The following is a 26,198-nucleotide window of genomic DNA, read 5'->3' on the forward strand; positions in this document are numbered from 1 at the left end:
CCGGACACTACCACCGCCATCAACCAAATGATGCCGGCGGCGCAGAGGTTAAAAGGTCAGCCGTGCTCGCGGGCGAACCGCAGGATGGTAAGGATGGCCGGGGCGAGCTCATCCTCCATCTGGTTGTACAGCTCCTGCCCGCGCCGGTAAGGGTCCACCACGTCGTTGTCGGAGGGCTCGGGGGCCAGGGACAGGTGCCGCACGGACGCCGCGCGTCCAGGGAGTTCCCGCCAAAAGGCGGGAAGGTCGACGGCGGCAGCGGGCGTGTCGCGCTGCTCCAGGACCTCCAGCATCCGGGCAAATTCACGGATGGTGAAGGTGCGCTTCAGCAAGGAGGCGTCCATCTGCATCACGGCGCCGCGGTGTTTGGCGGTCATCGCCAGCACCAGGTCGGACTCCCTGAGGATCTTCGGCGTCAGCAGCCGGGCCGCAAAGCCGTCCGGGGTCCCGCCGTACGTCCGGATGATGTCCGCCGAGGGCGGCTGGATGGGATCGCCCACCATGGCCCGCGTGCCGGCGCTGCGCACCGCAAAGGCGCCGGGCTGGACCTGGTCCAGGCCGGTTTGCAGCAGGCGCTCGGCGACCGGCGAACGGCAGATGTTGCCGGTGCAGACCGTCAGGATCCGAAAGGGGTGGAGCGCTTCCAAGGTTTTCCCAACTTCCAGTAGCCAGACTCGTGCGGCGGCAGGTTTCCGAGTTTAGCCGCGCCGGGACATTTACGGCTGTGGAGAGGACATGGGACGCATTTCTGTGGATCTTGATATTTGAGAAGCTTGATATTGAAGATTCACGTTTTTCTGCGTACAGTCGTCCAAAGATGCCGAGTCGCTCGGTAGGAGCAGGCCCCATGGGGGGGTTCGCCGCACTAGAACCTGGGGTAGAAAAATGTCGGAGATCAAGAGCTTGGCCACACCGAAGGCCAGTTTCGACCGCCGTGCCGTTGTTAAGGGTGCCGCGTGGAGTGTTCCTGTTATCGCGGCAGCTATCGCTGCGCCGGCCGCAGCGGCGTCCGCGACCAACGCAACACTGACCTTTGATGCGGTTCCTGCGCTAGGCACCACGACGTTCACACCGAACACCGCCAGTGAAAAGAACAGGACCGGACAAGCCTCGCCTGGCTTTACCCTCAGTAACGGGTCGGGGGACCTCACTGTTATTAGCGCCACGCTCACCATCGGCCCTGCCAAGCCCGTTCAGGGCAAGGCCGGAGTAGGGGTCACCACGCTTACGGATGTAAATACGACGAAGACGTTTTCGGGAAGTTTTTCGGGCAAAACTTTCACGATTAACTTCAGCCACACGCCCACTATTGCGAGTAACGGCTCTGTCTCCTATACCCTCAGCGGGTTTAACTACAACGGGCTAACGAACGGGACGGGCGGGGACTACACGATGACGGTTACCTTCAACTTCTCTGGTGGTATCTCCTTGGCAGCTTCATCGACCATTAAATTGACCTAGTAGCGCCACCCCCACCCGCCGGGCCCGCGGTCGGCGCGGCATTTCCAACAGTGATCTAATGGCAGGTATCAACTGCCGGAATACTTTAGGGGTGTCATGTCGGAGCGGGTCTGGCGGCGTGCGCCCTTCGTGGCAGAAGTCAGGTCCGAAACTGCGGACATCATCGCCGTGCTGCAGCTCGACACGGATCAGCCCAGGGTTTTGAACGGCACGGCCGCGACCATCTGGGCACTGATCGACGGACACCGGAGCCAATCGGAAATCGTCGCGCAACTTTGCGAAGAGTATGATGATGCCGACGGCTTGATCTCCGCCCATGTTGAGACTTTCATGGCCAGCCTGAGCTCGGAGCTCCTCATCGAGCAGATCCAGGCGGGAATCCCCGGCACAATTGCGGGGGCTGGCGGAACAGCGTGATAGCTCCCGGCGATTTGCATATCGTTGTACTAGGCATCAGCCTCACCGTGAAATGGGGGGCCGGAGTCACCGGCGCCCAGCGCGACGCCACGGCCAAAGCCTGGAGCAGGTGTCTTGGCGAGCCGGTCCACCCCATTGAGCAGGAGTCCCAGCCCTCCACCACGGGCTCCCCGTTCAGCGCATCCGTCTATTTTGACTCCAAGGTGCCCGGCGCCGGGGTGAAACACCTCGGCGCGGATACCTTTGAGCGGTTGGTCGAAGCCGTGACCTCCGAAGTCACCATCGCCGCCATCCTCGAGCGGGCCGGGGAACTGACCATGCTGCACGCCTGTGGCATTGCCGATCCCGCCGACGGCGCGGTCATGGCCCTGGTGGCAAAATCCGGCACCGGTAAAACCACTGCATCTTCGCAACTCGGTAAGATCTTCGGGTACATAACGGATGAAACCGTGGCCATCCGTGCGGACGGAACTGTTGAGCCCTATCCGAAACCGCTTTCGGTGAAGCAGCATGTGTCTGGCGCCCCCAAGCTTCAGGTAGGCCCCGACGAACTTGGCCTGCAGGTCGCGCCGCTCGACCTCTATCTCAAAGCCATCGTGCTCCTCGACAGGGTTGATGGCGCAGACTACCAACCCCCCATCGTCAAGCACGTCCCTTTGGTCGAGGCGGTGCTGGCGCTGATCCCAGAGACATCGTCCCAAGCTGCCGTGTTTCAGCCGCTGCAATCCCTCTGTCGACTGATTGATAGCGTCGGCGGCGTATTTAGGGTTAGCTACTCAGAAGCGGTCGACCTTCGGGAGTCCTTGGCGCCACTATTCCTCCGCGATGCAGCAGAGCCGCCTAGGAGCACCAGCGGTCCGTGGTCGCCTGCACTTCCAGCAAACGGCAGTGAGCACGTTGACGCAGAAATTCCCGCTGGCTGCCTGCGGAGGGCCCCGGTGGTTGATGCGGTGGAGATCGACGGGGACCTACTTGTTCTCACGGATTCCGAACTCACTAGGCTGAGCGGAATCGGGCCGGTCATCTGGATGTCTGCGAAACGCCCGATCTCGATGCAAAGTTTGATCCAACGGATAGAAGCCCGGCATGGCTTACCCGAGGGCTATGAAGCCCTGCTCGCTGCCGCTGTTGACGAACTCGTCGGCCAAGGACTAATCGTGCGCGGTTAAAGTTGAACTCCACGTTGCGGCCATAGCGTAAAATTATTTCTCGTGTGGGTCGCTGGGGCCGGGCACTGGGGAAAGGACCTACGCGTGAGTAGTTTGGATGCTGCCGAAAACGGGCAGATTCCAGCGGGATTGACGCTGGCAGATTATCTTCGCATCGCTCGAGCCCGCTGGAAGGGTATCGTCGCTTTTACGCTGGCGCTGACCCTCCTTGCCTTCTGCTGGGCGCTTCTTCAGCCGAAGTTGTACGCGTCACAGTCCAGCGGAATCATAGTGGCAGGCGGCTCGGATAACCTGAGCCTGTCACTCATGAGCGAAAATCTGGCGAAGACCAAGGCCGCTAAATACCAGTCTGTGGCGACGTCCAGGCTGGTCTCGGAGCGGGTCGTTAAGTCTCTGGGCCTCAACACCTCTCCCGACGCGCTCCTCGGGTCCGTGACCGCCGTAGTGCAGCCCGATGGGGCACAAATCGCCATCACCGCCAAGTCTCCTGATCCAGCGACCGCCCAACGCCTTGCCGATGCCTGGGTTGTGGCGCTGGCCGAGCAAGTCAAGGAAATGGAAAGCATCCCCGCCATTGAAGGCGCGGCAACGGCCCCCGTGCCCGTCATCCGGATGGTCCCATTGACTACAGGCATCCTGCCGTTGGCCCCCGTCTCGCCGAACGTGAAGCAAGCCCTCGGTATCGGCGCCCTGGCGGGTCTGGTGCTCGGGCTCCTCTATGCGCTGTTGCGTCACCACCTGGACCGCCGCCTCCGGAACCCGGCAGCCATCGAACGCCGTTTCGGTGTGTCCGTGCTTGGCACCCTTCCGGTGGACGGTCGCCTCGACGGAAAAAGCACCGTGCTGGAAGACGGTTACGCCCCGTCCAAGCAGGCCAAGGGTTCCCATGCCATTACAGAGGCCCTTCGGGAACTCCGGACAAACCTTCAGTACGTCGACGTCGACAATCCGCCGCGGATCATTGTGGTGACCAGCTCGGTACCGTCCGAGGGCAAATCGACCGTTACCGCAAACCTGGCGGCCACCATGGCGGCCGCCGGCGAGAATGTGGTGGTGGTCGACGGCGATTTGCGGCGCCCCACCGTAGCCGACGTTTTCAACCTTATTCCTGGCGTGGGTGTCACCGACGTCCTGAGTGGGCACGCCGAACTGGCTGACGTCCTGCAGGAGTGGAGCGCAATGCCCAACCTGCGCGTGCTCGGATCTGGGCGGATACCTCCGAACCCCAGCGAGCTGCTCGGATCGCTAGCCATGAAGACTTTGCTGAAAACGTTAGCCCAGGATGCGATAGTGCTGGTCGACGCTCCGCCGTTGCTGCCCGTCACTGATGCGGCGGTGCTTACTCGCATTTCCGACGGGGCGATCATCGTCATTCGGTCCGGGCAAACGAAGGAAGACGAACTCGCGAAAGCGCTCGGAAACCTGCAGAGGGTCAACGGGCATGTGCTCGGCACCATCCTGAACCGTGTCCCCCTTTCGGGCTCGGACTCCTACGCCTACTATGCGTCGTACCAGTCTGTCGACCCGCAGCCCGAACTGGTGCCTGTCACTGCGGAGCCAAACCACCGGGAACCCGATCCGGCCTACGACTCTGAGCAGTTGGCCGAACCGCTTGCGCGTCCAGCGGCTCGGCTGCCCGCACGGAGCCGGCGGTATACGGACTGAGCACTGAAAGGTATCCTCTCGGAGCAAACGCTCCGGGGGGATATTTTGGTCTGTGGAGGCTGTCAGTTCACTCCGCCAACACGATTCAGAGGCCATATAACGCCCGCCACCTGGCCGACGACTGCCGAAGCCGGGATCGTCCTGACGCAGTCGTCGGCCCCACTGGCCGGTGTCCGGCAGTTGATGGCGGAATCCACCGAGTTGGAACGGTGGTCGCCCAGCACCACCAGTTCCCCCTCGGGGACCGTAAGCGGGGGAATGCACCGGAGTGACCGGGGACTGCTCTGGCAGTCGAGGATTCCGGCCTCAAACGGCAGGTCTTCGAAAATGTATGGTTCGTCCAGTGGCTGGCCGTCGATCCGCAGTTTGCCGTCGTCTTCGCAGCATCTGATGGTCTGGCCCCCGCGCGCCACCACGCGCTTCACCAGGAACTGCTCGTTGGAGGGCCCGATCCCGGTAAGGTCCCCAAAGGAACGGGCCACCCCGGCAACCCCCCCACTGCGAGGCACAGCGGATTCCGCCTGCCAGCTCTCCGGCCGGGTGAACACCACGATGTCGCCGGTGCGCGGCCCTGAGCCAGTATAGGCAAGCCGGTTGACCAGGATTCTGTCGCCGCCGTCCGCAGAACCTTGCAGCGTGGGCTCCATCGATCCGGACGGGATGCGGTAGGCCTTTACCAGGAACCCCTGGACCAGGGAGACGGCCACCAGGGCGATCAGCATGTTTCGGGCCACGGCGGCCCAAAGGGGGAGCTTCTTGCCGGCGCGGATATTCACGAGTTCAAGCTACCACCGGCCTGCGGACTCGATGCTGTCAGTTCGGGCCCGGTGCTTGACGCATCTCCCGCCTTCCGCATATCCTGAACGAACGGTCGGTAATTATTTATCGGAAATGCATAGGAGCAACCATGGCAGCGCAGACCCTGCAGTCAGTGCCCGGAGAGCCAACAGCGGCACGGCACGAACAGAGCCTCGAAGATGCGGCCCGGCGTGACGCTGAAGGCCAGGCATACTTCGACAAAGTCATGGCGGATGACTCAAGGATCGAACCCCGCGACTGGATGCCCCCGGCATACCGCAAGACCCTGCTGCGCCAGATCTCCCAGCACGCGCACTCGGAGATCATCGGCATGCAGCCGGAAGCCAACTGGATCTCCCGCGCCCCCAGCCTCAAGCGCAAGGCCATCCTGATGGCCAAGGTCCAGGACGAGGCCGGCCACGGCCTGTACCTGTACTCCGCCGCCGAGACCCTCGGCCAGCCGCGCGACCAGATGATGCAGGACCTGATGGACGGCAAGGCCAAGTACTCCTCCATCTTCAACTACCCCGCCCGCACCTGGGCGGACATGGGTGCCATCGGCTGGATGGTCGACGGCGCCGCCATCGCCAACCAGGTGCCGCTCTGCCGCGCCTCCTTCGGCCCCTACGGCCGCGCCATGGTCCGCGTCTGCAAGGAAGAATCCTTCCACCAGCGCCAGGGCTTCGAGATCCTGCTGGAACTCTCCCACGGCACGCCCGAGCAGAAGCAGATGGCCCAGGACGCGGTGGACCGCTGGTACGCCCCGGCCCTGATGATGTTCGGCCCGCCGGATGACGATTCGCCCAACTCCAAGCAGTCCATGGCCTGGAATATCAAGCGCTTCAGCAACGATGAACTGCGCAACCGCTTCGTCGGCATGATGATGGAGCAGGTCAAGGTCCTGGAGCTCACGCTCCCGGACAAGGACATCCGTTTCAACGAAGAAACCAAGAAATGGGAGCACGGCCCGCTGGACTGGGATGAATTCCACGAAGTCCTCGCCGGCCGCGGCCCCTGCAACGCCCAGCGCCTGGAACGGCGCCGCGAGGCACACCACGAGGGCACCTGGGTCCGCGAAGCCGCCGCCGCCTACGCGGAAAAGCAGAGCCGCAAGCAAGCAGAAAAGGAATCCGCAGCATGACCACCCCCGAACCGCACGCAGGAAACGTCTGGCCCATCTGGGAAGTCTTCGTCCGCTCCAGCCGCGGCCTCTCCCACGTCCACGCCGGCTCCCTGCACGCGCCGGACGCCGCCATGGCCCTGCGCAACGCCCGCGACCTCTACACCCGCCGCAACGAGGGCGTGTCCATCTGGGTTGTCCCGGCTGACGCCATCGCCTCCAGCGACCCGGACGCCAAGGGCTCGTTCTTCGAGTCCCCCCAGGGCAAGGACTACCGGCACGCGACGTACTACACCAAGAGCGAGGGCGTGAAGCACCTGTGAGCACCACACCTGAAACTGCGGCAGCTGCGGCACCCGCAGCAGAAACGGTCGGCCACGGGGACATCTCCGTCGGCGTCAAAGGCTCCGGCAACAGCGGCGAGGCCACGGCCAGCGCCACCCGCATCACACCCGGGAACGCCCTCCGCCCCGAGGACATCGCCCTGGCCGTCAGCCGCGGCACCGCCAAGCCGAGCGAGGACGTCGCCGAGTTCGCCCTGCGCCTGGGCGATGACGCGCTGGTCCTCGCGCAGCGCCTGGGCCACTGGATCTCCCGCGCCCCGGAGCTTGAAGAGGACATCGCCCTGGGCAACATTGCCCTGGACCAGCTGGGCCACGCCCGGTCCTTCCTCAGCTACGCCGGCGGACTCGACGGCCGGAGCGAGGATGACCTGGCGTACTTCCGCCGCGAGCCCGAATTCCGCTCCGTCGAGATCTTCGAACTCCCGAATGGCGACTTCGCCGTCACCATCGCCCGCCAGTTCGTCGTCAGCTACTACCAGTTCGAGCTCTACCGCCGGCTGACGCAGTCCACCGACGCCACCCTGGCCGGCATCGCTGCCAAGGCCGTCAAGGAAGTGGACTACCACCGCGACCACAGCGCCCAGTGGGTGCTGCGCCTGGCCCAGGGCACGGACGAGTCCCGCGAGAAGATGATCCACGCCTTCAAGGTCATCTGGCCCTACGTGGACGAGCTGTTCCGCGATGACGAACTCACCGCCCGCCTCAGCGCCTTCGGTGCCGCCGTCGAGCCGTCCAGCCTGCGCGCCGACTTCGACCGCCTCACCGGCGAGGTCCTCGCCGCAGCCGAACTGGACGTCCCCACCGTCCAGCCCGCCCCCGGCGGCGGCCGCAGGGGACTGCACTCCGAACACCTCGGCTACCTCCTGGCCGAAATGCAGGTGCTCGCCCGCGAGTACCCCGGAGCAAGCTGGTAGTCATGGCCGAGACGGACACCAAGACCGCCGAGCAGAAGGCCTGGGACATCGCGGCCACCGTCTGCGACCCGGAAATCCCGGTCCTCACGGTTGCGGACCTGGGCATTCTCCGGAACGTCCAGCTGTTCGACGACGGCGGCCCGGTTCCCGCGGTTCAGGTCACCATCACGCCGACCTACTCCGGCTGCCCCGCGATGGACGCCATCCGTGACGACCTCACGGCGGCGTTCCAGAATGCCGGCTACCCCCACGTCCGGGTGGAACTGGTGCTCTCGCCGGCCTGGACCACGGACTGGATGACGGAATCCGGCAAGGCCAAGCTGCAGGAGTACGGCATCGCGCCGCCCTCCGGCCACTCGGCTGCCGTCCGGCACGCCGGGCCCATCCGGCTCTCCCTCGCCGTCAAATGCCCGCAGTGTTCATCGCTGAACACCAAGGAACTCACCCGCTTCGGTTCCACCTCCTGCAAGGCGCTGTACGTCTGCCAGGACTGCAAGGAACCGTTCGACTACTTCAAAGTTTTGTAAGGAACAGGTGCTCCCATGACTGTTGTCCGCCAGACCGCGGCTGAAACGGCTGCAGCCACCGGCCGCCGCCGCGCCTCCTTCCACCCGCTGACGGTGGATGAGGTCCGCCGGCTCACCGATGATGCGATCGAGGTGACCTTCGGCGTTCCGGCCGAGCTGGCCGGCCAGTTCGACTACCTCCCGGGCCAGTACGTCGCCCTGCGCACCACCCTGCCGGACGAGAACGGCGAACCGAAGGAAATCCGGCGCAGCTACTCCATCTGCGCCGAGCCGCGGAGCTTCGCGGACGGCAGCAGCGAGATCCGGGTCGCGATCAAGAAGGACCTCGGCGGGCTGTTCTCCACCTGGGCGAACGCCGAGCTCAAGGCGGGAGACGTCCTGGACGTGATGAGCCCGATGGGCGCGTTCGTGTCCAGGCACGGCCGCGACGGCAAAGAGCAGAACCTGATGAACTCGATGAACCACCCGGAAGCGATGGCGAGCGAACTCGCGGGGGAGCCCGGCTCCTTCGTCGCGATTGCCGCCGGCTCCGGCATTACCCCGGTGATCGCGATTGCCCGCACCCTGCTCGCGGCGCATCCGGAAACCCGCTTCGACCTGGTCTACGCCAACAAGGCCGCCATGGACGTGATGTTCCTCGAGGAGCTTGCGGACCTGAAGGACAAGTACCCGGCCCGGCTCGCCCTGCACCATGTGCTCTCCCGCGAACAGCGGATCGCTCCGCTGCTCAGCGGCCGGATCGACGCGGAGAAGCTGCAGGCCCTGCTGGGGACCGCCATCCACGCCGACGACGTCGACGAGTGGTTCCTGTGCGGCCCGTTCGAGCTCGTCCAGCTCTGCCGGGACACCCTGGCCGAGCGGGGCGTCGACCCGGAGCACGTCCGCTTCGAACTGTTCACCACCGGCAAGCCGGACCGCCCCGAGGGCAACGCCGGCCGTCCCGTGATTGTGGACGAGTCCCAGGCCACCTACAAGATCACCTTCAAGCTCGACGGTCTCCAGGGCGAGGTGGCCAGCCCCACACACGCCCGCGAATCGATCCTGAACGCGGCCCTGCGGGTCCGCCCGGACGTGCCGTTCGCGTGTGCCGGCGGCGTCTGCGGAACCTGCCGCGCCAAGGTGGTCAGCGGTGCGGTCACCATGGACGAGAACTACGCGCTGGAGCAGGACGAACTGGACAAGGGCTACGTGCTCACCTGCCAGTCCCACCCCACCACGCCGGAAGTCACCGTCGACTTCGACGTCTAACTTTCCCACCTCGCAGTCCCGCCCCGACCCCAGGAGCCCCATGATTTCCCTCTCAATCGCCGACGGCATCGCCGAGATCGTCCTCGACGCCCCGCACAAGCTCAACTCGCTGGACGAACAGGCCCTCAGGGATTTAGCACAGGCGTATGACGACGCCGCCGCTGCCGCCTCCCGCGGCGAGGTGCGGGCGCTTCTGCTCCGGGGCGAGGGGCGCGCTTTCTGCGCGGGACGGGACATCGCCGGCGTCACGCCGGAGACGGACGACGTCCAGGGCTACCTGGGCGGCCTTCTGCAGCCGCTGCTGAAGAAGATGTCTGCCTTCCCCGCCCCCACCTTCGCGGCGGCCCAGGGGGCCTGCCTGGGTGTGGGGCTGGGACTGCTGCTGGCCACGGATGTGGTGTACGTGGCGGAGAACGCCAAGTTCGGCTCGCCCTTCGCGAATCTGGGTGCCACTCTCGACTCCGGCGGCCACTGGTACTTCACCGAGCGCCTCGGTATGCACCGGACCCTGGACCTGATCTACACCGCGGAACTCATGAGCGGCGCGGACGCCGTGGCCCAGGGGATGTTCAGCCGGGCCATGCCCGCGGCCGACTTGCTGGAGAACACCCGGACCATCGTCGCCAAGGCAGCCACCGGCGCCACCAGCGCCTTCAACGCCAGCAAGGAACTCGTGGCGCATATCCGGGACCAGCGGCTGGGCCTCTGGGAGTCCATGGAGGAGGAGAACGCCGAGCAGGCCCGCCTCTGCAAAACCGGGGACTACTCCGAAGGGTTCCTGGCGTTCCAGGAAAAGCGGAAGCCCGTCTTCAAGGGCTAGTATCGCTGGAATCCTGATGACTCGAGTCCGGATTAGTACAGTACTTGTCTTTTGTTGAGCCCATTTTCATTTCCCGGGTGCGCTTGTATGGTTCGTCTATGACTTCGGGGAAACCAGTAACTAAAGCTGTCATTCCGGCCGCAGGACTGGGGACGCGCTTCCTGCCCGCCACCAAGGCGATGCCCAAGGAAATGCTGCCGGTAGTCGATCAGCCGGCTATCCAGTACGTTGTCGAGGAGGCCGTCCGCGCAGGCCTGACCGACTTGTTGATGATCACCGGCCGGCAGAAACGCGCCCTCGAGGACCACTTCGACCGTGAGCCCAGCCTGGAACGGACTCTGGAACTCAAAGGCGATCTGGACAAACTGGAAGCCGTCCAGCACGCTTCCGCCTTGGGGCCTCTCTACTACGTCCGCCAGGGTGACCCCAAAGGTTTGGGACACGCTGTCCTGTGCGCCCGCCAGCACGTGGGGGACGAGCCCTTCGCGGTCCTGCTTGGCGATGATCTGATCGATGAGCGCGACGAGCTCCTGAGCATCATGATCGAAGTTCAGGCCCGGACGGGAGGCTCCGTCATCGCCCTGATCGAAGTGGACCCCGTCGAGATCAGCGCGTACGGTTGCGCCGACGTTTCGGTCCTGGACACGGAAGCCCATGTCCGCGTCAACCGGCTCGTGGAAAAACCCTCGGTCGCCGACGCTCCCTCCAACCTGGCCGTCATCGGACGGTACGTGCTCCACCCGGCGGTCTTCGATGTGCTGGAGGAAACCCAGCCCGGGCGCGGCGGCGAAATCCAACTCACGGATGCCCTGCAGACCCTGGCCACCTCGGACTGCGAGGGCGGCGGCGTGTACGGGGTGGTCTTCAAGGGCCGCCGCTACGACACCGGTGACAAGCTGAGCTACCTCAAGGCGGTCATCTCCATCGCCTCGGAGCGCGTGGAGTTCGGCGAGGAACTCAAGACCTGGATGAAGGCCTTTGTCAGCTAACCCCTGTGACTGGAGCGGCTCCGGGGACGTAGGAGGAGCACGACCAAGAGGGCCCCCAGTGCACATCCTGCTGTGTTGGTGGCAAGGTCCAGCGGGCTGGGGAAGCGGTACGGAAGGAAGAGGAGCTGGCCGAGTTCCATAAAGCCAGAAATCAGCAGCCCAAAAGCACCAATCTGCCACCATTGTTTCCTCGGGAAGGCAAGTGCCGCAAGCACGCCAAGCGGAACAAAGAGAATCACATTGGCGGACGCTTCAATGAATTTGTATCCCACCCGTGCGGGAACTCCGAGAGTGTGGATGAAGGTTAGGAATCCGGCGATCTGTCCCTGCACTGGCTGGTCCACAGGGCTGGGCCAAAAGCCAACCAGCGCCAGGATAGCCAGAAAGCCCGCCAGCACTCCGCGCCATACGCGCGGGGAGTACAAAGAATTCATGTGCTCCTTAGGAATTCGTTAAAGCAAAGGGTGGTGGTCTCCCGTCTCCGGGAGGCCACCACCCCTTATTGCTCGTTGGCTAGTGCTTAGGCGGAGGCCTCAGCCTTGGCCCGGCGTCGGACGACGACGACCGACGTCGTGCCGGCTACCAGCGCACCTGCGCCAACCAAGGACCACAGGATCAGGTCCGGGCTGGCACCTGTGTTGGCGAGCGACGTTCCACCGGTGCTAGCCAGTACAACCCCATTGGTGTTGCCCTGGCCCGCGACTGCGGACCCCCTGACGTTGACGGTAGCGGAAGCGGTCTTGCCACTCGAGCCGGTAGCCGTCAGGCTGTATGCTCCAGCCTTGGCGATGCTGACGGACAACGTGAAAGCACCGTTGGCGTCGGCGGTCACTGTATAGGTATTCACGATCGGCCCGTTTCCGTTTCCTTGACGGACGGTTACAGTGACCGTCTCGCCCGGCGCGAATCCACTGCCAGCGAAAGTGAACGTCTCTCCCCGGTCAACTGAGCCATCGGATACCGTTGCGCTGGGCACGGGGGCAGGGTACGTGTCTGCCATGGCCGGAACAGCTCCCATAAGTCCGAGCGATCCGGCAAGAGCTACCACTGCAAGTGTTTTCTTCAATTGTCCCCCTGAGACCGTTACTTCGGATGTAGTTCTAGCGATGAAGATTTCCGATCCCAAGCTTGGCCGGAGGTTGAAATCTCAATTTATTTCCCGGACCGACGATACCATCCCGTTTGACGATTTACGAAGTCTCTGCGGACGTTGGACTAAAAGTTCACCTATTGTCTACGGGGCGCCAGCGCAGTCCGCGGTTTGCGCTTCCAGAATTACGTCCTTGACGGCCTGAACAGTCGGGGTTACGACCAGGGTCGGGCTGGTTCCCGGCGATATGTTTCCGAACGTGACATCTACGGTGCGGCTTTGCCCCGGCGCGAGCGTGAGGGCCACAACACCGACGGGCCGGTCGCCGTGCTGGTGTGCGGCGAAGTCTGACTTCTGGCCGTCAACAACAGCTGTCTCCACGTACGCCTGGGGCGGGCCGTAGGCCACGATATTGGTCTGTACTGTGCCGGCGGGAACGCCGAAGACTCCTCCTCCTGTCACATAGGGGGGCAGAGACGTGGCGGCATCGGCGGGCGCCGTGTTGGTGCTCGTGACACGGACAGTTGTCTGCTCGTAGCCATCCCGTGGGCATTCCTTGAGGAGCTGGACGGTGCGCTTGACGTAGTAGTCCATTTTCGCGCCCGTGCCGTCGTTGAAGTAAGCGCCGAACGCGGCCCCCGAAGCCCCTACGGCTGCTGCAAGGGGATGCCTGCCGATGATGTCCTGCTCCGAGGGCGCAGCCGACCAGACGCTTATCCGTCGTTCCCCAACGCCTTGAGTGAGAGCGTCCATCAGTATCTTGGGGTCCGCCGTGCCGCTTGACAGTGCCGCAAAAATCTGGTTCGTCACCGCAGCAAAATAGGCATCCTGTAATTTCGGCGAGCGGATCTCCGAATAAACGTCTGAAAGCAGTGTCTTCACCACGTTCTGGCTGTTCAAGACTGTGGGCAACGATCCCGTCGACGTTTTCTGCAACGCGGGGTCGGCCAGTTTCACTGGCCCGGTGGCTTTCAGGATGTATCCCAGGGACACCGGATCGATAGAAATCACCCCATCCAGCCGTTCTCCGGTCTTCTTCTCCCACATTTGATGGGCCGTCCTGGCGGCGGTGGCAAAGTCGGGGGTCAGATTGACGTCCTGCATAAACATGCCAAGACGGCCGGAGTAAATAAGTTCCTGCTCGGCGTCGACGTCGAGGGGTGGTGAGAACTCGCCCAGGGCTCCTGCACTTGTTTGTGCGCCAAGCGAAAGACGGCCCCCTTCGATGGTGAGTTTAGCGAGGGCCCCAGGAATTCCGCCGGTGGCGCGAGCTTCTGCGTTGTTCTGGATCATTAGCAGATAGTTTCGGGGGCCTTCGTCGCCGAGCATCCCGGGGGCGAGACTCGAAAAATCGGCGGCCGCATCGAGACCATCGCTAAGTGTGGTCAGTTCAGCCCTAGCCTTGACAAGAGGACCGGACAACTGCGGAAGCAGGGATTCAGCATCTAGTCCATTGAGCCGTTCCGATGACTCTCTGACGGACTGGGCCGCCTTGGCAAGAACAGGCTTCGCCGCGGCCAGCGGAGCCAAATCCAGGCCCTCGCGTTTGGGGGCCAGCGATTTCCAATCCAAGGTCTGGTAAATGCCGAGGATCGGGACGGCACCGAGCTCCACCACGTCATCGGCGGACCTGGCCGTGTCAGAGACGGCCCGAAAGTTGGGTCCGATCCAGGGTAGTGCGCCCGCTGCAGCCCACAGAGGATCCTCGACCGCACGTCTGGCGCCAGACGTGCGGCTCTCGAGCTCGTCCAGGGTTGCATTAGCGCCGACCGAGTTGTCCTTCAGGACCTCCGCCTTGAGCCGGGGCACTAGTTGTGTCGCCGCAGTGAGGTCGTCCCGCAATGTTGATGCCCGGTACCCCAGCCACGCGGTGGACGCCGCCAGCACAGCGATGCAGATGGCAGCCACCCATGTCCCGCGGCGGCGCTTTTTCTCACGGGTTGATCGGCTTCGCGTGCTGGTATTGCGGGGGTCGTACCCGGAACTTGCTCCGTTGCTGTCCGTCATGGTTTTGGGTGGTCCTTCCAAGACGGAGTCAGCCCGCCGTAAGTCCAAGAGTTCAGTAAGCGCCGGTGCTGCGGAATACAGCTCGAGCGGTACGTAGGATGATGACAAGGTCGCCTGTCAGTGACCAGTTTTCGACGTAGTACAGGTCGAGTCGCACTGAATCCTGCCAGGAAAGATTGGAACGGCCGCTGACTTGCCAAAGCCCTGTTAGTCCAGGTTTGACCAGGAGCCTCCGTCGGACGTGGTGTTCGTAAGCGTCGACCTCTTGGGGAAGCGGCGGCCTTGGTCCCACCAAACTCATGGCACCGGCGAAGATGTTGAACAGCTGGGGCAGTTCGTCCAAGCTGTACTTTCGCAGTACCCTACCGGTCCGCGTCACCCTGGGATCGTTCTTGATCTTGAACAGGACGCCGTTTCCTTCATTGCGTTCGGCCAGGTCAGCCAGCTGGTCTTCGGCATCGGTCACCATAGAGCGGAACTTCAACATGGAGAATGGAGTCCCTTCCATCCCGACTCGCTCCTGTTTGAAGAGGACCGGTCCGCGGCTGTCGGCTTTGATCATGATGCAGACGAGGGACATGATGGGTGACGTGAGCACGATCAGCAGCGCCGAGGCGACCAGATCGAACAGCCTTTTCGCGACCCGCTGGCCGCCTTCCAGCGCGGGTGTCGTGACGTGGATCAGTGGTAGGCCGGCGATCTGCTGCGTATGGATGCGTGGACCCGCGATGTCCGTCAGGGCAGGCGCCATAATCAGACCCACATTGCGGGCGGCCAGTTCCCACCCCAGATGCCGGAGGATCTGAGGGTGCAACTGGACTCCAGCTGAGACGGCAACCGCATCGACGCCAGAGCGGTCGATGGCCTCGAGGATGGACGGAGTGTCCGGTGCGCTGCCCAGAATAGGAAGCTGGGACTCAGGCTCGGTCGGTGTTCCGTGTGAACCGGGCGTGTAGGCGGCGACCGGCAAGTATCCGGCTTCGCGGGCACCGCGCAGGGACTTTGCCAGATGGGCTACGGAGCTCGGTCCACCCAGGATCAGCAGCCGGGACATGCTCTTGCCGGACTGGCGGTTCACGCTTAGGTGCTGGCGAAGCAGCCACCTAGACAGCAGCAGTCCGGCCAGGCCGACAGGAAGGGCCACGCCGACGTAGCCCCGTGCGGTGTCAATTCTCAAGACGTACGAGAAGATGGCCACAAGTCCGAAGAGCCAGAGGGATGCTCCGGCGACGCGCCGGTATTCGTCAGTGCCGGCGCCGAGAATCCGGCTCTGACGGCTGTTCCAGGCGCCCAGCATGAGCCACCAGGCCACGATTAGTGCAATGGAAAAGAGTCCATACGCTGCCTCGTTGCTGAGCGTCGCCAGGTCGGGTTCGAACCCGAAGCGGACGATGTAGGCGCCAGTCACGGCCCACGCGACCACAAACCCATCCACCGCACGCAGAAGGCGTGACGTCCTGACACGCCAGTCGTGTGTACTTTCCAAGTTTGCCCCCTTTTCCTGATTTCAGAGCTTCTCCTTCATCAGGCATCCCGGATGATCTTAACCCACATCTGAAAGACACTCCTGCGCTGGCGGTTACGGTGACCACGGCCAGCTATCCGGAGATAACGTCACTAACAGCTCGCGGATTCCGGGCCCCAACTGCCTAAAGGGGGTCCACTAGTCGGCGTCCTGGAATCAAGCGCTTGAGAGTAAGGAACGGCTTTTCGACATATTTCCACGACCACCATGCGATCAAGGCCGTACTGACCAACGTCAAAGCCACGTTGGCGGCGATACCCCAACTTGAACTTCCAAGCAGAACTAAGAGTTGTTGGACAGGGAAAGCATAAATGTAAATTCCATAGGATATGTCGTTTTTAGAGGCGAAACCAGAGCAACGAACGGCCCCGACAGACAGAACCAAGTATGTGAGGGGGATCTGGCCTAAAAGCTCCGCACAGTCGATCATCCACAGCCCCAAGTAAGTCACGAGAGCGGCGATCGTGTACCAGGGCCGGAGCTTGATTCGTTCTGCCCAAAAGAAGAATGCTGCTCCCGCGACGAAGTACCCCGCAAGACGTAAGCCATTCAAGTAGAAATTTGTCGATACCTCGAGGGGACCCAGAGCCGCCAGGCGAGCCAAAATGACGGCTACGAGCAGCACAGGAATGATCACCGCAGCCCTTCGCCTGATCCAAGAACCTGTGAGCACAACACCCAAGAAAATATAGGCAATGAACTCGAAGGACAAAGTCCACAAAGAACCGTTCCAGACATTTTCGTAGGGCACCGATGCGAGGGTCCCGTCGATTCCGTACTGATGCATGGACAGCAGGGCGTTTCGGTAAACAAAAGCGAACGCCGAGTCCCATTGGTAGGGTTCTCCCGAAATCGACGCGGCCACCGGGGCAAATCCGAAAGCAATGAGCAGAAGACAACCTAGGAATGCGGGAAAGATTCGCAACACCCTACGCCAAATGAATGCCAGGAATGAAATCCTCGCACGACTGCCAGCAATAAGGTATCCAGATGCGGCAAAAAAACCATCAACGGCGATTCCACTCAGGAACTCCATCGAGGGGTGTTGGGTGCTTCCAGTAAGAGGCCAAGCATGTCCCAAAACAACCAGGGCGGCGAGGGCTAATCTCACGAGATTCAGTGAGTTGTCGCGATGGCTTAGCCGGGACGAAAGGGTTGCCGCGTTTGTCAAGCCTTCGAATTCAGAGTGAGACAGCTGCCGGTAATTCAATATGAGCCCCAGAGGTTTAGAGGGTGATTCTGACACCAAGGTCGGATATCGGAGACCTTTATGGCCCGAAGATGTTCTCGGATCTCATGTTAGTGGAAAAACATGAAATTGGGGGCGTTCCGGGGCTGATATAGGGAGCTTGGCAGCCACGCCTAGTTGCAAAACCAGAGCTCTCTAACTGCTATCCGGCTATCGAGGCGAACGCCCCGGGCCGCCCTTAATCTTAGGGCAGCCTCACCTATATTCGAAGAAATCGGGACGGATCGAATTATCGCGAATCAGTTTTTCGTGATGCTTCAACGCAAGGGGCGGCAAGATGTTGCCTAGGAGGTCTATCCAAGGAATTGGATAGCCGGGATTGTCCCCGCGCTCGTTGCCTGGGTTCTCGTCGAGTGCAGGTGTGTAGTCGTCCATTCTTTCTAGGAGTCTCGAATACCAGTCATTTGTCAGGGCGGTGCCTGCTTTCATAATGAAGGCACCATTTCCGATCAAAAGACTATAGTTTCGTCGGACACCCGCGCCGAGTCTACTAGACAAATCAGACGTCATGTCTGATGCAATTTCGTTGTATCCCAGCGCCCATTTATCAGCCGCCACATCAAGACGTTGGAAGGCATTCGTCCATGTGTCACGGACAGTCTTGATATCTGAGTAACCCCCCATGAAAATTCATGAAATAGTATCGAAGATAATCAGAGCGATGAACAAGTGACAGTTGAGGATAGGCGGGGTGGAGTGGCGCGTCGGGAAGAATGAAGCTATCGAGGTTGGCGGGCGTCACTAGCCTAACGTCGACACCTGAAACCTTTCTCAGACTTTCAAGACCGGACTTGCGGTCTGGTGATAATTCGTTTTCCCCAGTCCAGAAAAAATAGATAATACGGTCCAACGGCCGGCTCGGGGACAGAGGGAGATCACTCCGTACAAAATCGTCCCCATATCGAGACGGATCGAATTTGTATGGGCGGATGCGGAGCGGCGCGCGATACAGGGCATCTCTTGATTTCAGTCGATAGGGATAACTGGAAGCCGCCAGCCGTTTTTTCATGAGGAAGAGTCGATGCGTCATGCGCCCGGCGCCTTGCGGCATTCGCTCCACAACTCTTGGCAAAGTTTCCATCCTCATCCCCCGATTCGATACAGTCCGATGACTCTGTGACCCAAGGTTCTCGCCGTAGGCTACCGGGTTAAGGGCGGGCCACACAAAGCGAGCCAAGTCCTACAGGGCGTCGACTCGATTCTTCACATTGACCGTGCTCAGGTCCGCGACGCGGTCGTAGCCACGTCGACGGCTGATAGGATCGGCGTGCTCCACCGGTGCTCTCGGTGGCTTGGCGACGCTCACGCGGAAATGATGAGCAACCGTACCTGGGGGATTTCAATGATCGCTGAACTCAAGACTGTGCGCGCGCTTATCCATGGTCCTATCCGCGGGTGGATGAGTCTGGCAGTCGTTGGCTCGTGCATCCTTGCGGGACTAGATACGCTCGGGGTGGCCGCCATGCTCCCGCTGATGCAGTTGATGACCGGGGCGAATCCCAACACCGGCCTTCTAGGTTGGATTTCGGGCGTCATAGGAACGAATGACCCGCAGCGTCTCATTTTGGCCGTCGCTGGATCCGTCGGTCTTGCCTTCGTTGCGAAAAGCGCCGTCACTGCAAGTTTTCGGTGGTGGCTGCTCGGGCATACGACGAAATTGGAAGCCGAGGCATCTACGGAGCTAATGCGCCGGTACGTATCGGCACCCTACGCAGAACACCGGACTCGGAACCTCTCGGAGGTCTACCGAAATATTTCGTCTGCGGTCCCGCAAACCTTTGGCCAGGTCGTACTCGGCCTCGTTGGGCTTCTAGCCGACGTACTGACTTTGGTTGCCGTTGGCCTAGTGCTGATTGTGCTGTCACCGCTTGTGGCTGTGTTCACGGCAGTATTCTTTTCCGCCTTGGGTTGGGGAATACAGTCTGCGCTCAAATCAAGGCACCGAGAGATCGGACTAACGATTGCTGAGACCGACCTTGATGCGTGGACGGCACTGATGCCCGGGTTGAATGCTTTTCGTGAATCGCGACTCACGTCCAGTGCAGAGCACTTCGTTGAAAAATTCGGGAAGGCTAAGTTCACTAGGGCGCACGCAAATCGGTCAGCGTCCTTGATATCTGAGCTTCCAAAATATGTGCTCGAAATAGGATTCGTCGTAGGCATTTGCAGCATTGCCGGTATTTTGTTTGCAACAACGAGCCCGGAGGTAGCCTTGTCAACATTGGGCGTTTTCGCTGCTGCGGCAACGCGTATGCTACCGACGCTCAACCGTGTCGTCGCAACTGTTGGTGGAATCCGAGCCGGCCGAGTTGGTCTGGAAATCCTTAGCAGGGAAGTCGAATCATTGAGCAGGGACGTGCTTCCCCCTGAGGCGCAACCGTCAATTGGTGACAGTTTTTCAGGGGACATCATTTTCGACTCCGTGACCTTCAGTTTCGATGACGCTGTGGAGCCCGTGCTCGCCGCCGTGTCTACGCGGATCGAGCAAGGAAAGACGACGGCCTTTGTTGGAGCAAGCGGCGCTGGGAAGAGCACTTTACTGGATGTCCTTCTGGGCCTCCTCCGTCCGGCTTCAGGCACTGTCCGGTGCGGAGACAAGGACATTTTCCAGGACTTGCCCGGCTGGTATAGCACCCTTGGTGTTGTACCGCAGGACGTATTCCTTTTGGATGACACCCTGGCGAACAATATTGCCTTTGGCCGGCGTTCTAGCGATGTCGATTTCGAGCGGCTGAAGGAAGCCATCGAACTGGCGCAGCTGAGCTCCCTGTTGCAGGAGCTACCAGAGGGATTGGAGACGCGCTTGGGCGAGAGGGGCGTTCGCCTTTCCGGTGGCCAGCGCCAGCGGGTGGGCATCGCACGTGCGCTTTACCGGCGGCCTCAGGTGCTGGTTCTTGATGAGGCCACGTCCGCACTCGACAACGCAACCGAGAAGAAGATTTCCGAGACGATCGACGCGCTCAGCGGCCAGATGACCATCGTTCTAGTAGCACACCGTCTCTCAACGGTCAGACGGGCTGACAAGGTTGTATTCATGTCCGAAGGACGAATCGCTTCAGAAGGCTCGTTTGAAGAGGTCGAGAATGCAAACGCTGACTTTTCCCATTTGGTGGCTCTCGGGCGGCTTGCTTAGCATGGCCGAGAATGTGCAGAGTCATCCGAGGCTCCACTCACTGGTTATGCTGACGCCCGTTGTCCCGGCGTTCCCCGCCGACAACGCTGGGAGCCTTTACATTTATGCCGTGTCCGAAGCAGTTCAGAAGCATTATTCGTTCGTTGCTCTGGCACAGGATGGAAAGGCCGCGCGGCGTGCCCTGGAACTAGGCAGAACTGCTACGCACAAGTTGGTCAGCAGTCAACCCGTGATTACAAACCGACGAATCTCAGAACGGGCCGAATTTTGGATTAACATTTTGCGGCCAGTGCGTGTCCATGGATCATTCGTACGGTCGCTGAAAAACGATCCCGACATCCTGCAGGCAGTAAAGGATGCGGATGTCATTGATCTTCAATGGGAAGAGATGGGGACACTTATTCCTTTCTTACGCCGGGTTAACCCCGGCGCCCGTATCGTCTGCACCTTCCATGATGTGGTTTCACAGCGCTTTGTAAGAGCGCGAAATGAATCTGGTTCATTTGCTCGCTACCTGCGCTGGGACTGGGCGGTCCGACGCGCCCTGAGCGCCGAGAAGAAGATCATGCAGCGAGCGGACACAGTGGTCGTCTTAAGCGAGAAGGATGCAGGCCTCCTCCCGGGTGGCGCCGCCCAGATCGAGGTCGTCGTGCCACCGCTGACGACCGATGAACGCAGCCTGGACATTCCGACTTCAATTTCGCCGGAGATTCTCTTCGTCGGGAATCTTGCGCGCTGGGAAAATGAACAAGGACTCCTCTGGTTCATTGAAGATGTCTTGCCCCTGATCAAGGCTCGAGTTCCGCATGCTCGTTTGCGCATTGTCGGGGCTGGCGCTAGCCCTAAAATTCACGACGTCGTCGATCGTACGGGGATCGAGCTGTTAGGTTTCGTGGAGGATCTCAAGCCGCTGTACTCCAGCTCTTCCGTGGCTATCGCACCGCTGCACTTAGGGGCCGGCGTGAAGTTCAAGGTCGTGGAGGCAATCCTTGCGGGAGTGCCCGTTGTTACCACCCCCGTTGGCGCAGAGGGGATCGGCGACATCTCGTGGTTTGCAGGTGTGCACGGCGGCGCCAAGGAATTTGCGACGTCAGTAACCCAGGTGCTTCTCGACCCTCAGAGTGCGAGGTTGCAGGCCACCAATACGCGCACGACTGCACGCGCCTATTACAGCTGGGATAAGTTCGAGGACACCGTGGGACGAGTATATAGTCGCTCTACTGGACCGCGAGGCTGTGTCGTTTTGAGAAATGCTTATCCGGATCGCCCACCGGAAGTCAGTGTCGTCATCCCGGTCTATAATGGTGCGGGCACATTGGATCATCAGCTGAGAGCGCTAGCTGATCAGGAGACTGAACGGTCCTTTGAAGTTATCATTTCGGACAACGGATCCACAGACGCGACGCGCGAAGTTGCGGCTCAGTGGAAGAATCGCTTTTCCGCGTTCCTTATCGTGGATTCAGGGCAAAGGCGCGGAGTGTCTCACGCTCGCAACGAAGGCGCGCGCGCGGCGGGTGCTGCCAAAATCCTGTTCTGCGACTCCGATGACGTCGTCGATAGTCACTGGGTGGAGGCTCTCGCCGCCGCTCTGGATGAACACAGCATCGTAGGAGGCGCCGTCCGGATGAAATATGCCACGTCGTCGCGCGAGGTTCAGCAGCGATCGGAGGCCAGCAAAAGCCTCAACTCTATATTCGGGTTTTTGCCCTACGCACTTGGAGGTGCCTGTGGGGTGCGAAAAGACGCGTTTACGAGTGTCGGTGGATTCGACAGTTCTTACCCTGCTGGCCATGAAGAAGCCGACTTCTGCTGGCGCCTGCAACTGGCTGGCTTCGCCATCGGTTGGTGCCCAAGCGCACTGTTGGACTACCACCAACGGCCGGACAGCTCGGGCGCTGCTCGGCAAAAATTCTATTATGCGAAATCATCCATGCTGCTTTGGACCCGATTCGCCAGGGAGCAGCCCTTGAGTCCTGTTTCCTTTAAGCAAAGCCTTCGAAACCTAGCATCCCAAACTCTGCTGGCACCGCTCTTGTTGTCCGCGACCACAAGACGCAATCACGCCTTGAGCCTCGGCTGGTCTGCTGGTGTTGTCGCCGGGCACATAACTTATCGTCTACTCGGCAAGGTGCCGGCGAGACAGCTTATGGAGAAACAACAGTGAAGTCCCAGTCATCTACGTCCGTTGGCGTCGTGATACCCCACTACGGCGACCCCACCCCCACGCTGGAACTCCTCGATTCAGTGAAGGGTCAGCGAGGGCTGCATGATCTCCAGATAATTGTCGTAGACGACGCTTCACCTGAAGAGTTCCCCCACGTCGAGGGTGTAGAGGTTATCCGACGCAGTCAAAATGGCGGCTTCGGATCAGCGGTGAACTCGGGGATAACAGCTGTCGAAAGTGAATTTGCGCTTGTGCTGAACAGTGATCTCGAAATATCAACGACCCTCGTGAGTGATCTCCTTGCAGCCGCCGACCCTTGGCAGCCGGCAGTGCTGAGTCCACAAGTCTTGGGCCATGATGGGTCCCCCCAGTGGGTGGGGCGCCATTTCCCCACACCGGGGCAGCAGGTAGTTGAGTGGCTGACGCCTTTGGCACGTTTCCGTCATGAAAAGTCCTTGCACGAGGCCGTCGGCCACGACACGCGCTGCGTCACTGGCGCAGTTGTGCCCGTCGACTGGGTTGTGGGGGCGGCGATGCTAATCCCAGTCGAGCCCTTCCGCGCGGTTGGCGGTTTCGATGAGGAATTCTTCATGAACAGTGAGGAAGTCGACCTGCAACGGCGACTTCGTGAGATCGGTGTCCCCTCCATCTTCCTGGGGACAGTCAGCGTCACGCACGAAGGAGGCGGCTCCTCCGATCCGGAGAGGAGGCGTCACTGGCTCGTAACATCCAGATTCATTTACGCCAAGAAGTGGGGCAACCCCAAGGTGCTCCGTGCCGCGCTTGCCGCTGCTTCACTCGTGAACTTGGCGGTGAACGCCGGCAGGCAATTGGCTGGGCGGCAAATCGATGCTCTCGCAACGTTTAGGCAGGAGCTGAGCTACTTGGGGTCAAGCAAATGAACTGGGCAGCTGTGTTGACGCAATCTGCGCCATCGGTTCGTTGGCGCCTGGGTCAAGTCATGACAAAACTCATCTACAGCAAGGCATTTGACTTCATCGGGCCAGGAACGGTTATCGTCAAGCCTCTGGTTTTGCGCGGTGTGGAGCGTATTTGGCTCGGCGCACGCTGTGCAGTTTATGAAGGAACGTGGCTAGCGACTGAACAGAACTCGACGCTCACGGTGGGCGATGACGTGTACATGGGGCACAGCGTCCATGTTCATGCAGTTGATAACATCACAATCGGCGCCGGCACGATGATCGCGGACGGTGTTCTGATCAATTCCGGTAAACATATAACGGAAGACGCCATGCGCGTCGAAGGAACTGGGGAAATCAAGATCGGCCAAGGCTGCTTCGTGGGCCAGCGATCGGTCGTCTTGGGTGGAGTCACCATCGGGGACGGTGCCACGATAGGCGCCGGTGCCGTCGTTACTAGAGATGTCCCTGCCGGTATGACAGCCGCTGGTGTGCCTGCGCGCATCATATCTGGCTTGCAAAGCGAACGGCCATAGGACGGGCATCGGGAAAAGAAGACCATGAGGATGCAATGAAAATCTTGATCACTGGCGGTGCTGGCTTCATTGGCCAGCACCTCGCAAAGCTACTCGTAGACGCCGGTCACGAAGTGACGGCCCTGGACACGTTGGATGCCCAGGTTCACCAGAGCCCCGACGAATCAGTCCAACGGTTCCCGGGCGAGGTTCTTCGCGGTGACGTTGCCGAAGCAGACACGTGGAAATCCGTGCCACGTCACGACGCCATCGTTCACCTCGCGGCGGAAACGGGCACAGCCCAGTCTATGTATGAGCAAGACCATTACCGGCGAGTAAATGTCGAGGGCACCAGACTCGCTGCTGAGGCTGCAGTTCGGTGGAAGTCATCGATCGTCTCGCTCAGTTCGCGGGCAGTATACGGTGAGGGCCCCGTCCTAGTCGACGCTGGAGAGCTCCCCGAAGGTCTCGATGGCGGGCACTCTGGAACGCTGGCTCCGTCCCACGAAGATGATCCGCATCTCCCTCTGTCTGTTTATGGGGAGACCAAATCCGACGGCGAGGCCGCTCTGGCCGGTGTCGTCAGTGGCCAAACAGGAGCAACGGTCGTCCGACCGCAGAATGTTATCGGCCGTGGACAAGCTCTCCATAATCCCTATACCGGGGTTCTGGCAGCATTTCTTGCAAGGCTGAAGGAAGGGCGCGAACTGTCCATCTATGGCGACGGTTCGCAGACGCGGGATTTCGTCCATGTGGAAGACTTGGCCGCGTTGATCCGTTGGTGCCTGGAGAATTCACCAGAGGCTAGCGAACCAGTGCGCATCCTTAATTGCGGGACTGGCGTTCGAACCACCCTGGACCAGCTTGCTCAATATTCGATCGATGCGGCGCCCGGCGTAGAGGTTGAGATTGTCCACGTCGACGTTAAGCGGACCGGTGACATCGACCACGCCTGTGCTGATCTGCGTCGCGTCACCGAGATTGGCGCGCCACTCCCTCAATGGACAACCCAAATGGCCATTGCGGACTTCATCAAATCCTCGTGGAAAGCGGACGGCGCGGAGTCAAGGACGTGGGACGACGCCTTGGCAGACCTTGAGGCCAAGGGGCTCATTGAATGATCGCTCGGCGCATCCTGCTTGTAAGCCCCGGCTTTCACGGGTACTGGAAATCGATTTCCTCGGCACTTCAGTCCCGAGGTCACGAAGTCATAACCCACTGCTACGACGTGCCGCGGAATCTGCCAGAGCGGATGGCAAACAAGCTACTCCACGACCTTCCGGAGCAGCTCCGTTGGTCCACGGCGGCGGAAATTCTGACGCGCAGGGCAGCCCAGAAGCTGAGGGATGTGCGACCAGACGTAGTCATAGTTATCAAGGGAGACCAGCTCGGACCTGAGTGGTGGAATGAGTTAACCCGTTCTGGAGCGGCACGAGTCACCTGGCTCTATGACGAGTTGCGGAGGATGCGTTACACAAAGGACCTACTCGCCGACATTGGGCCCGTTGCCAGCTACAGCCCAGTGGATACGTTGACAATGGCCAACTGGGGCGTTTCTGCTGCCCATTTGCCTTTGGCATACGACCACCGGCTTACGTTCAATCACAAGCGCCGGAACGAGGTCTCTTTTGTAGGAGCCCGTTACGCGTCCCGAGAGAAGGTTCTGCGCGGCCTCAGGGAACAGGGACTGCCAGTCAAAGCCTACGGACGCACGTGGTCGCGTCACTGGCTGGATGTCGTACGAACAAGGCAATTTAAGGATGCAGGCATCCCGACAGGCCCTGACCTCACGCGCGAAAGCGCCTATGGCGTCATGGCCGGCTCTCCTGCCACGCTCAATCTCCACGGGGACCAGGACGGGTTTACTATGAGAACCTTTGAGGCCCCCGGTGTTGGGGCGCTGCAACTCGTCGACAGGCCGGACGTTGATCAGTACTACGATGTCGGAACGGAAACACTGGTCTTCAGAAATGGAGAAGAACTAGCGGACCTTTCCCGACGTGCTCTCATCGATACCTCGTGGGCTGAGAACATACGAGTGGCAGGCCGGCGTCGGACGCTCGCTGAACATACCTTCGACCACCGGGTCGCAATCTTGGAGGAAATGTGGGACTAAATCATCC

Annotated in this window: 25 protein-coding genes; 17 read left to right on the plus strand and 8 right to left on the minus strand. The window is 61.0% G+C overall.

Annotated elements, in window-relative coordinates:
• Nucleotides 1-56: 56 nt before the first annotated feature.
• Nucleotides 57-647 (minus strand): arsenate reductase/protein-tyrosine-phosphatase family protein, encoded by a 591-nt coding sequence (locus AC1MFL_RS12870; protein WP_479810239.1) that lies wholly within the window; start codon nucleotides 645-647, stop codon nucleotides 57-59.
• A gap of 238 nt (nucleotides 648-885) precedes the next feature.
• On the opposite strand from AC1MFL_RS12870, the gene AC1MFL_RS12875 reads away from it, so the two are divergent.
• The 4 genes from AC1MFL_RS12875 to AC1MFL_RS12890 all read left to right on the plus strand — a co-directional run bounded on the left by AC1MFL_RS12875 (nucleotide 886) and on the right by AC1MFL_RS12890 (nucleotide 4,712).
• The gene (locus AC1MFL_RS12875; protein ID WP_479810240.1) at nucleotides 886-1,461 is read left to right on the plus strand and encodes a hypothetical protein; all 576 of its coding nucleotides are present in this window, start codon (nucleotides 886-888) and stop codon (nucleotides 1,459-1,461) included.
• A 96-nt stretch (nucleotides 1,462-1,557) separates the two neighbouring features.
• Nucleotides 1,558-1,878, plus strand: coding sequence for a PqqD family protein (locus AC1MFL_RS12880; RefSeq protein WP_479810241.1), 321 nt, complete (start codon nucleotides 1,558-1,560; stop codon nucleotides 1,876-1,878).
• Nucleotides 1,879-1,892: 14 nt separating this feature from the next.
• Nucleotides 1,893-3,047 carry a hypothetical protein gene (locus AC1MFL_RS12885; RefSeq protein WP_479810242.1) on the plus strand — a complete coding sequence of 385 codons (1,155 nt, stop codon included), beginning with the start codon at nucleotides 1,893-1,895 and terminating at the stop codon, nucleotides 3,045-3,047.
• Between the two features lie 84 nt (nucleotides 3,048-3,131).
• Nucleotides 3,132-4,712, plus strand: a complete 1,581-nt coding sequence (locus AC1MFL_RS12890; RefSeq protein WP_479810243.1) for a tyrosine-protein kinase domain-containing protein — start codon at nucleotides 3,132-3,134, stop codon at nucleotides 4,710-4,712.
• A 62-nt stretch (nucleotides 4,713-4,774) separates the two neighbouring features.
• On the opposite strand, the gene lepB is transcribed toward AC1MFL_RS12890, so the two are convergent.
• Entirely contained in the window at nucleotides 4,775-5,488 is a 714-nt protein-coding gene (gene lepB / locus AC1MFL_RS12895) for a signal peptidase I (RefSeq protein WP_479810244.1), read from the minus strand.
• 131 nt (nucleotides 5,489-5,619) lie between these two features.
• On the opposite strand from lepB, the gene paaA reads away from it, so the two are divergent.
• The 7 genes from paaA to galU all read left to right on the plus strand — a co-directional run bounded on the left by paaA (nucleotide 5,620) and on the right by galU (nucleotide 11,472).
• On the plus strand, nucleotides 5,620-6,651 hold the full coding sequence (gene paaA, locus AC1MFL_RS12900; protein WP_479810245.1) for a 1,2-phenylacetyl-CoA epoxidase subunit PaaA: 1,032 nt from the start codon (nucleotides 5,620-5,622) through the stop codon (nucleotides 6,649-6,651).
• Entirely contained in the window at nucleotides 6,648-6,953 is a 306-nt protein-coding gene (gene paaB / locus AC1MFL_RS12905) for a 1,2-phenylacetyl-CoA epoxidase subunit PaaB (protein ID WP_024367847.1), read from the plus strand. The genes paaA and paaB overlap by 4 nt, the downstream gene beginning before the upstream one ends.
• A complete protein-coding gene (paaC, locus tag AC1MFL_RS12910) occupies nucleotides 6,950-7,888 on the plus strand; it encodes a 1,2-phenylacetyl-CoA epoxidase subunit PaaC (RefSeq protein WP_479810247.1) in 939 nt (312 codons plus the stop codon). The genes paaB and paaC overlap by 4 nt, the downstream gene beginning before the upstream one ends.
• A 2-nt stretch (nucleotides 7,889-7,890) precedes the next feature.
• A complete protein-coding gene (gene paaD, locus AC1MFL_RS12915; RefSeq protein WP_479810249.1) occupies nucleotides 7,891-8,415 on the plus strand; it encodes a 1,2-phenylacetyl-CoA epoxidase subunit PaaD in 525 nt (174 codons plus the stop codon).
• Between the two features lie 15 nt (nucleotides 8,416-8,430).
• A complete protein-coding gene (gene paaE / locus AC1MFL_RS12920) occupies nucleotides 8,431-9,663 on the plus strand; it encodes a 1,2-phenylacetyl-CoA epoxidase subunit PaaE (protein ID WP_479810251.1) in 1,233 nt (410 codons plus the stop codon).
• Between the two features lie 40 nt (nucleotides 9,664-9,703).
• On the plus strand, nucleotides 9,704-10,483 hold the full coding sequence (locus tag AC1MFL_RS12925; protein WP_479810253.1) for an enoyl-CoA hydratase/isomerase family protein: 780 nt from the start codon (nucleotides 9,704-9,706) through the stop codon (nucleotides 10,481-10,483).
• Between the two features lie 98 nt (nucleotides 10,484-10,581).
• A complete protein-coding gene (galU, locus tag AC1MFL_RS12930; RefSeq protein ID WP_479810255.1) occupies nucleotides 10,582-11,472 on the plus strand; it encodes a UTP--glucose-1-phosphate uridylyltransferase GalU in 891 nt (296 codons plus the stop codon).
• Here galU and AC1MFL_RS12935 read toward each other — a convergent pair.
• The 6 genes from AC1MFL_RS12935 to AC1MFL_RS12960 all read right to left on the minus strand — a co-directional run bounded on the left by AC1MFL_RS12935 (nucleotide 11,469) and on the right by AC1MFL_RS12960 (nucleotide 17,967).
• The gene (locus tag AC1MFL_RS12935) at nucleotides 11,469-11,906 is read right to left on the minus strand and encodes a VanZ family protein (RefSeq protein WP_479810257.1); all 438 of its coding nucleotides are present in this window, start codon (nucleotides 11,904-11,906) and stop codon (nucleotides 11,469-11,471) included. The two genes, galU and AC1MFL_RS12935, sit on opposite strands and share 4 nt — an antisense overlap.
• 86 nt (nucleotides 11,907-11,992) lie before the next feature.
• Nucleotides 11,993-12,319 (minus strand): hypothetical protein, encoded by a 327-nt coding sequence (locus AC1MFL_RS12940; protein ID WP_479810259.1) that lies wholly within the window; start codon nucleotides 12,317-12,319, stop codon nucleotides 11,993-11,995.
• Between the two features lie 387 nt (nucleotides 12,320-12,706).
• Nucleotides 12,707-14,569: a DUF4012 domain-containing protein gene (locus AC1MFL_RS12945; RefSeq protein ID WP_479810260.1), complete on the minus strand. Its 1,863-nt coding sequence runs from the start codon at nucleotides 14,567-14,569 to the stop codon at nucleotides 12,707-12,709.
• 52 nt (nucleotides 14,570-14,621) lie between these two features.
• Entirely contained in the window at nucleotides 14,622-15,992 is a 1,371-nt protein-coding gene (locus AC1MFL_RS12950; protein WP_479810262.1) for a sugar transferase, read from the minus strand.
• Nucleotides 15,993-16,218: 226 nt separating this feature from the next.
• Nucleotides 16,219-17,340, minus strand: coding sequence for an acyltransferase family protein (locus AC1MFL_RS12955; protein WP_479810264.1), 1,122 nt, complete (start codon nucleotides 17,338-17,340; stop codon nucleotides 16,219-16,221).
• 198 nt (nucleotides 17,341-17,538) lie between these two features.
• Nucleotides 17,539-17,967 carry a hypothetical protein gene (locus tag AC1MFL_RS12960; protein ID WP_479810266.1) on the minus strand — a complete coding sequence of 143 codons (429 nt, stop codon included), beginning with the start codon at nucleotides 17,965-17,967 and terminating at the stop codon, nucleotides 17,539-17,541.
• Between the two features lie 718 nt (nucleotides 17,968-18,685).
• On the opposite strand from AC1MFL_RS12960, the gene AC1MFL_RS12965 reads away from it, so the two are divergent.
• From AC1MFL_RS12965 to AC1MFL_RS12990, 6 genes are all read left to right on the plus strand, one after another.
• On the plus strand, nucleotides 18,686-20,476 hold the full coding sequence (locus tag AC1MFL_RS12965; RefSeq protein ID WP_479810268.1) for an ABC transporter ATP-binding protein: 1,791 nt from the start codon (nucleotides 18,686-18,688) through the stop codon (nucleotides 20,474-20,476).
• Nucleotides 20,477-20,585: 109 nt separating this feature from the next.
• Entirely contained in the window at nucleotides 20,586-22,640 is a 2,055-nt protein-coding gene (locus tag AC1MFL_RS12970) for a glycosyltransferase (RefSeq protein WP_479810270.1), read from the plus strand.
• Nucleotides 22,637-23,542 (plus strand): glycosyltransferase family 2 protein, encoded by a 906-nt coding sequence (locus tag AC1MFL_RS12975; RefSeq protein ID WP_479810272.1) that lies wholly within the window; start codon nucleotides 22,637-22,639, stop codon nucleotides 23,540-23,542. Before AC1MFL_RS12970 ends, AC1MFL_RS12975 begins: the two co-directional genes overlap by 4 nt.
• Before the next feature lie 59 nt (nucleotides 23,543-23,601).
• A complete protein-coding gene (locus tag AC1MFL_RS12980) occupies nucleotides 23,602-24,096 on the plus strand; it encodes an acyltransferase (protein WP_479810274.1) in 495 nt (164 codons plus the stop codon).
• Between the two features lie 35 nt (nucleotides 24,097-24,131).
• Nucleotides 24,132-25,196 carry an NAD-dependent epimerase/dehydratase family protein gene (locus AC1MFL_RS12985; protein ID WP_479810275.1) on the plus strand — a complete coding sequence of 355 codons (1,065 nt, stop codon included), beginning with the start codon at nucleotides 24,132-24,134 and terminating at the stop codon, nucleotides 25,194-25,196.
• Complete coding sequence (locus tag AC1MFL_RS12990) at nucleotides 25,193-26,191, plus strand: CgeB family protein (RefSeq protein ID WP_479810277.1); 999 nt, start codon at nucleotides 25,193-25,195, stop codon at nucleotides 26,189-26,191. Before AC1MFL_RS12985 ends, AC1MFL_RS12990 begins: the two co-directional genes overlap by 4 nt.
• Nucleotides 26,192-26,198: the final 7 nt, after the last annotated feature.

Source organism: Arthrobacter sp. BG3 (genome assembly GCF_056680185.1).

Excerpts from the sequence above, each read along its gene's own strand:
- AC1MFL_RS12875 (WP_479810240.1), top strand. The coding sequence starts at position 886 with ATGTCGGAGATCAAGAGCTTGGCCACACCGAAGGCCAGTTTCGACCGC.
- AC1MFL_RS12880 (WP_479810241.1), top strand. The coding sequence starts at position 1,558 with ATGTCGGAGCGGGTCTGGCGGCGTGCGCCCTTCGTGGCAGAAGTCAGG.
- paaA (WP_479810245.1), top strand. The coding sequence starts at position 5,620 with ATGGCAGCGCAGACCCTGCAGTCAGTGCCCGGAGAGCCAACAGCGGCA.
- paaB (WP_024367847.1), top strand. The coding sequence starts at position 6,648 with ATGACCACCCCCGAACCGCACGCAGGAAACGTCTGGCCCATCTGGGAA.
- paaD (WP_479810249.1), top strand. The coding sequence starts at position 7,891 with ATGGCCGAGACGGACACCAAGACCGCCGAGCAGAAGGCCTGGGACATC.
- paaE (WP_479810251.1), top strand. The coding sequence starts at position 8,431 with ATGACTGTTGTCCGCCAGACCGCGGCTGAAACGGCTGCAGCCACCGGC.
- AC1MFL_RS12925 (WP_479810253.1), top strand. The coding sequence starts at position 9,704 with ATGATTTCCCTCTCAATCGCCGACGGCATCGCCGAGATCGTCCTCGAC.
- galU (WP_479810255.1), top strand. The coding sequence starts at position 10,582 with ATGACTTCGGGGAAACCAGTAACTAAAGCTGTCATTCCGGCCGCAGGA.
- AC1MFL_RS12935 (WP_479810257.1), bottom strand. The coding sequence starts at position 11,906 with ATGAATTCTTTGTACTCCCCGCGCGTATGGCGCGGAGTGCTGGCGGGC.
- AC1MFL_RS12945 (WP_479810260.1), bottom strand. The coding sequence starts at position 14,569 with ATGACGGACAGCAACGGAGCAAGTTCCGGGTACGACCCCCGCAATACC.
- AC1MFL_RS12960 (WP_479810266.1), bottom strand. The coding sequence starts at position 17,967 with ATGGGGGGTTACTCAGATATCAAGACTGTCCGTGACACATGGACGAAT.
- AC1MFL_RS12965 (WP_479810268.1), top strand. The coding sequence starts at position 18,686 with ATGATCGCTGAACTCAAGACTGTGCGCGCGCTTATCCATGGTCCTATC.
- AC1MFL_RS12980 (WP_479810274.1), top strand. The coding sequence starts at position 23,602 with ATGACAAAACTCATCTACAGCAAGGCATTTGACTTCATCGGGCCAGGA.
- AC1MFL_RS12985 (WP_479810275.1), top strand. The coding sequence starts at position 24,132 with ATGAAAATCTTGATCACTGGCGGTGCTGGCTTCATTGGCCAGCACCTC.
- AC1MFL_RS12990 (WP_479810277.1), top strand. The coding sequence starts at position 25,193 with ATGATCGCTCGGCGCATCCTGCTTGTAAGCCCCGGCTTTCACGGGTAC.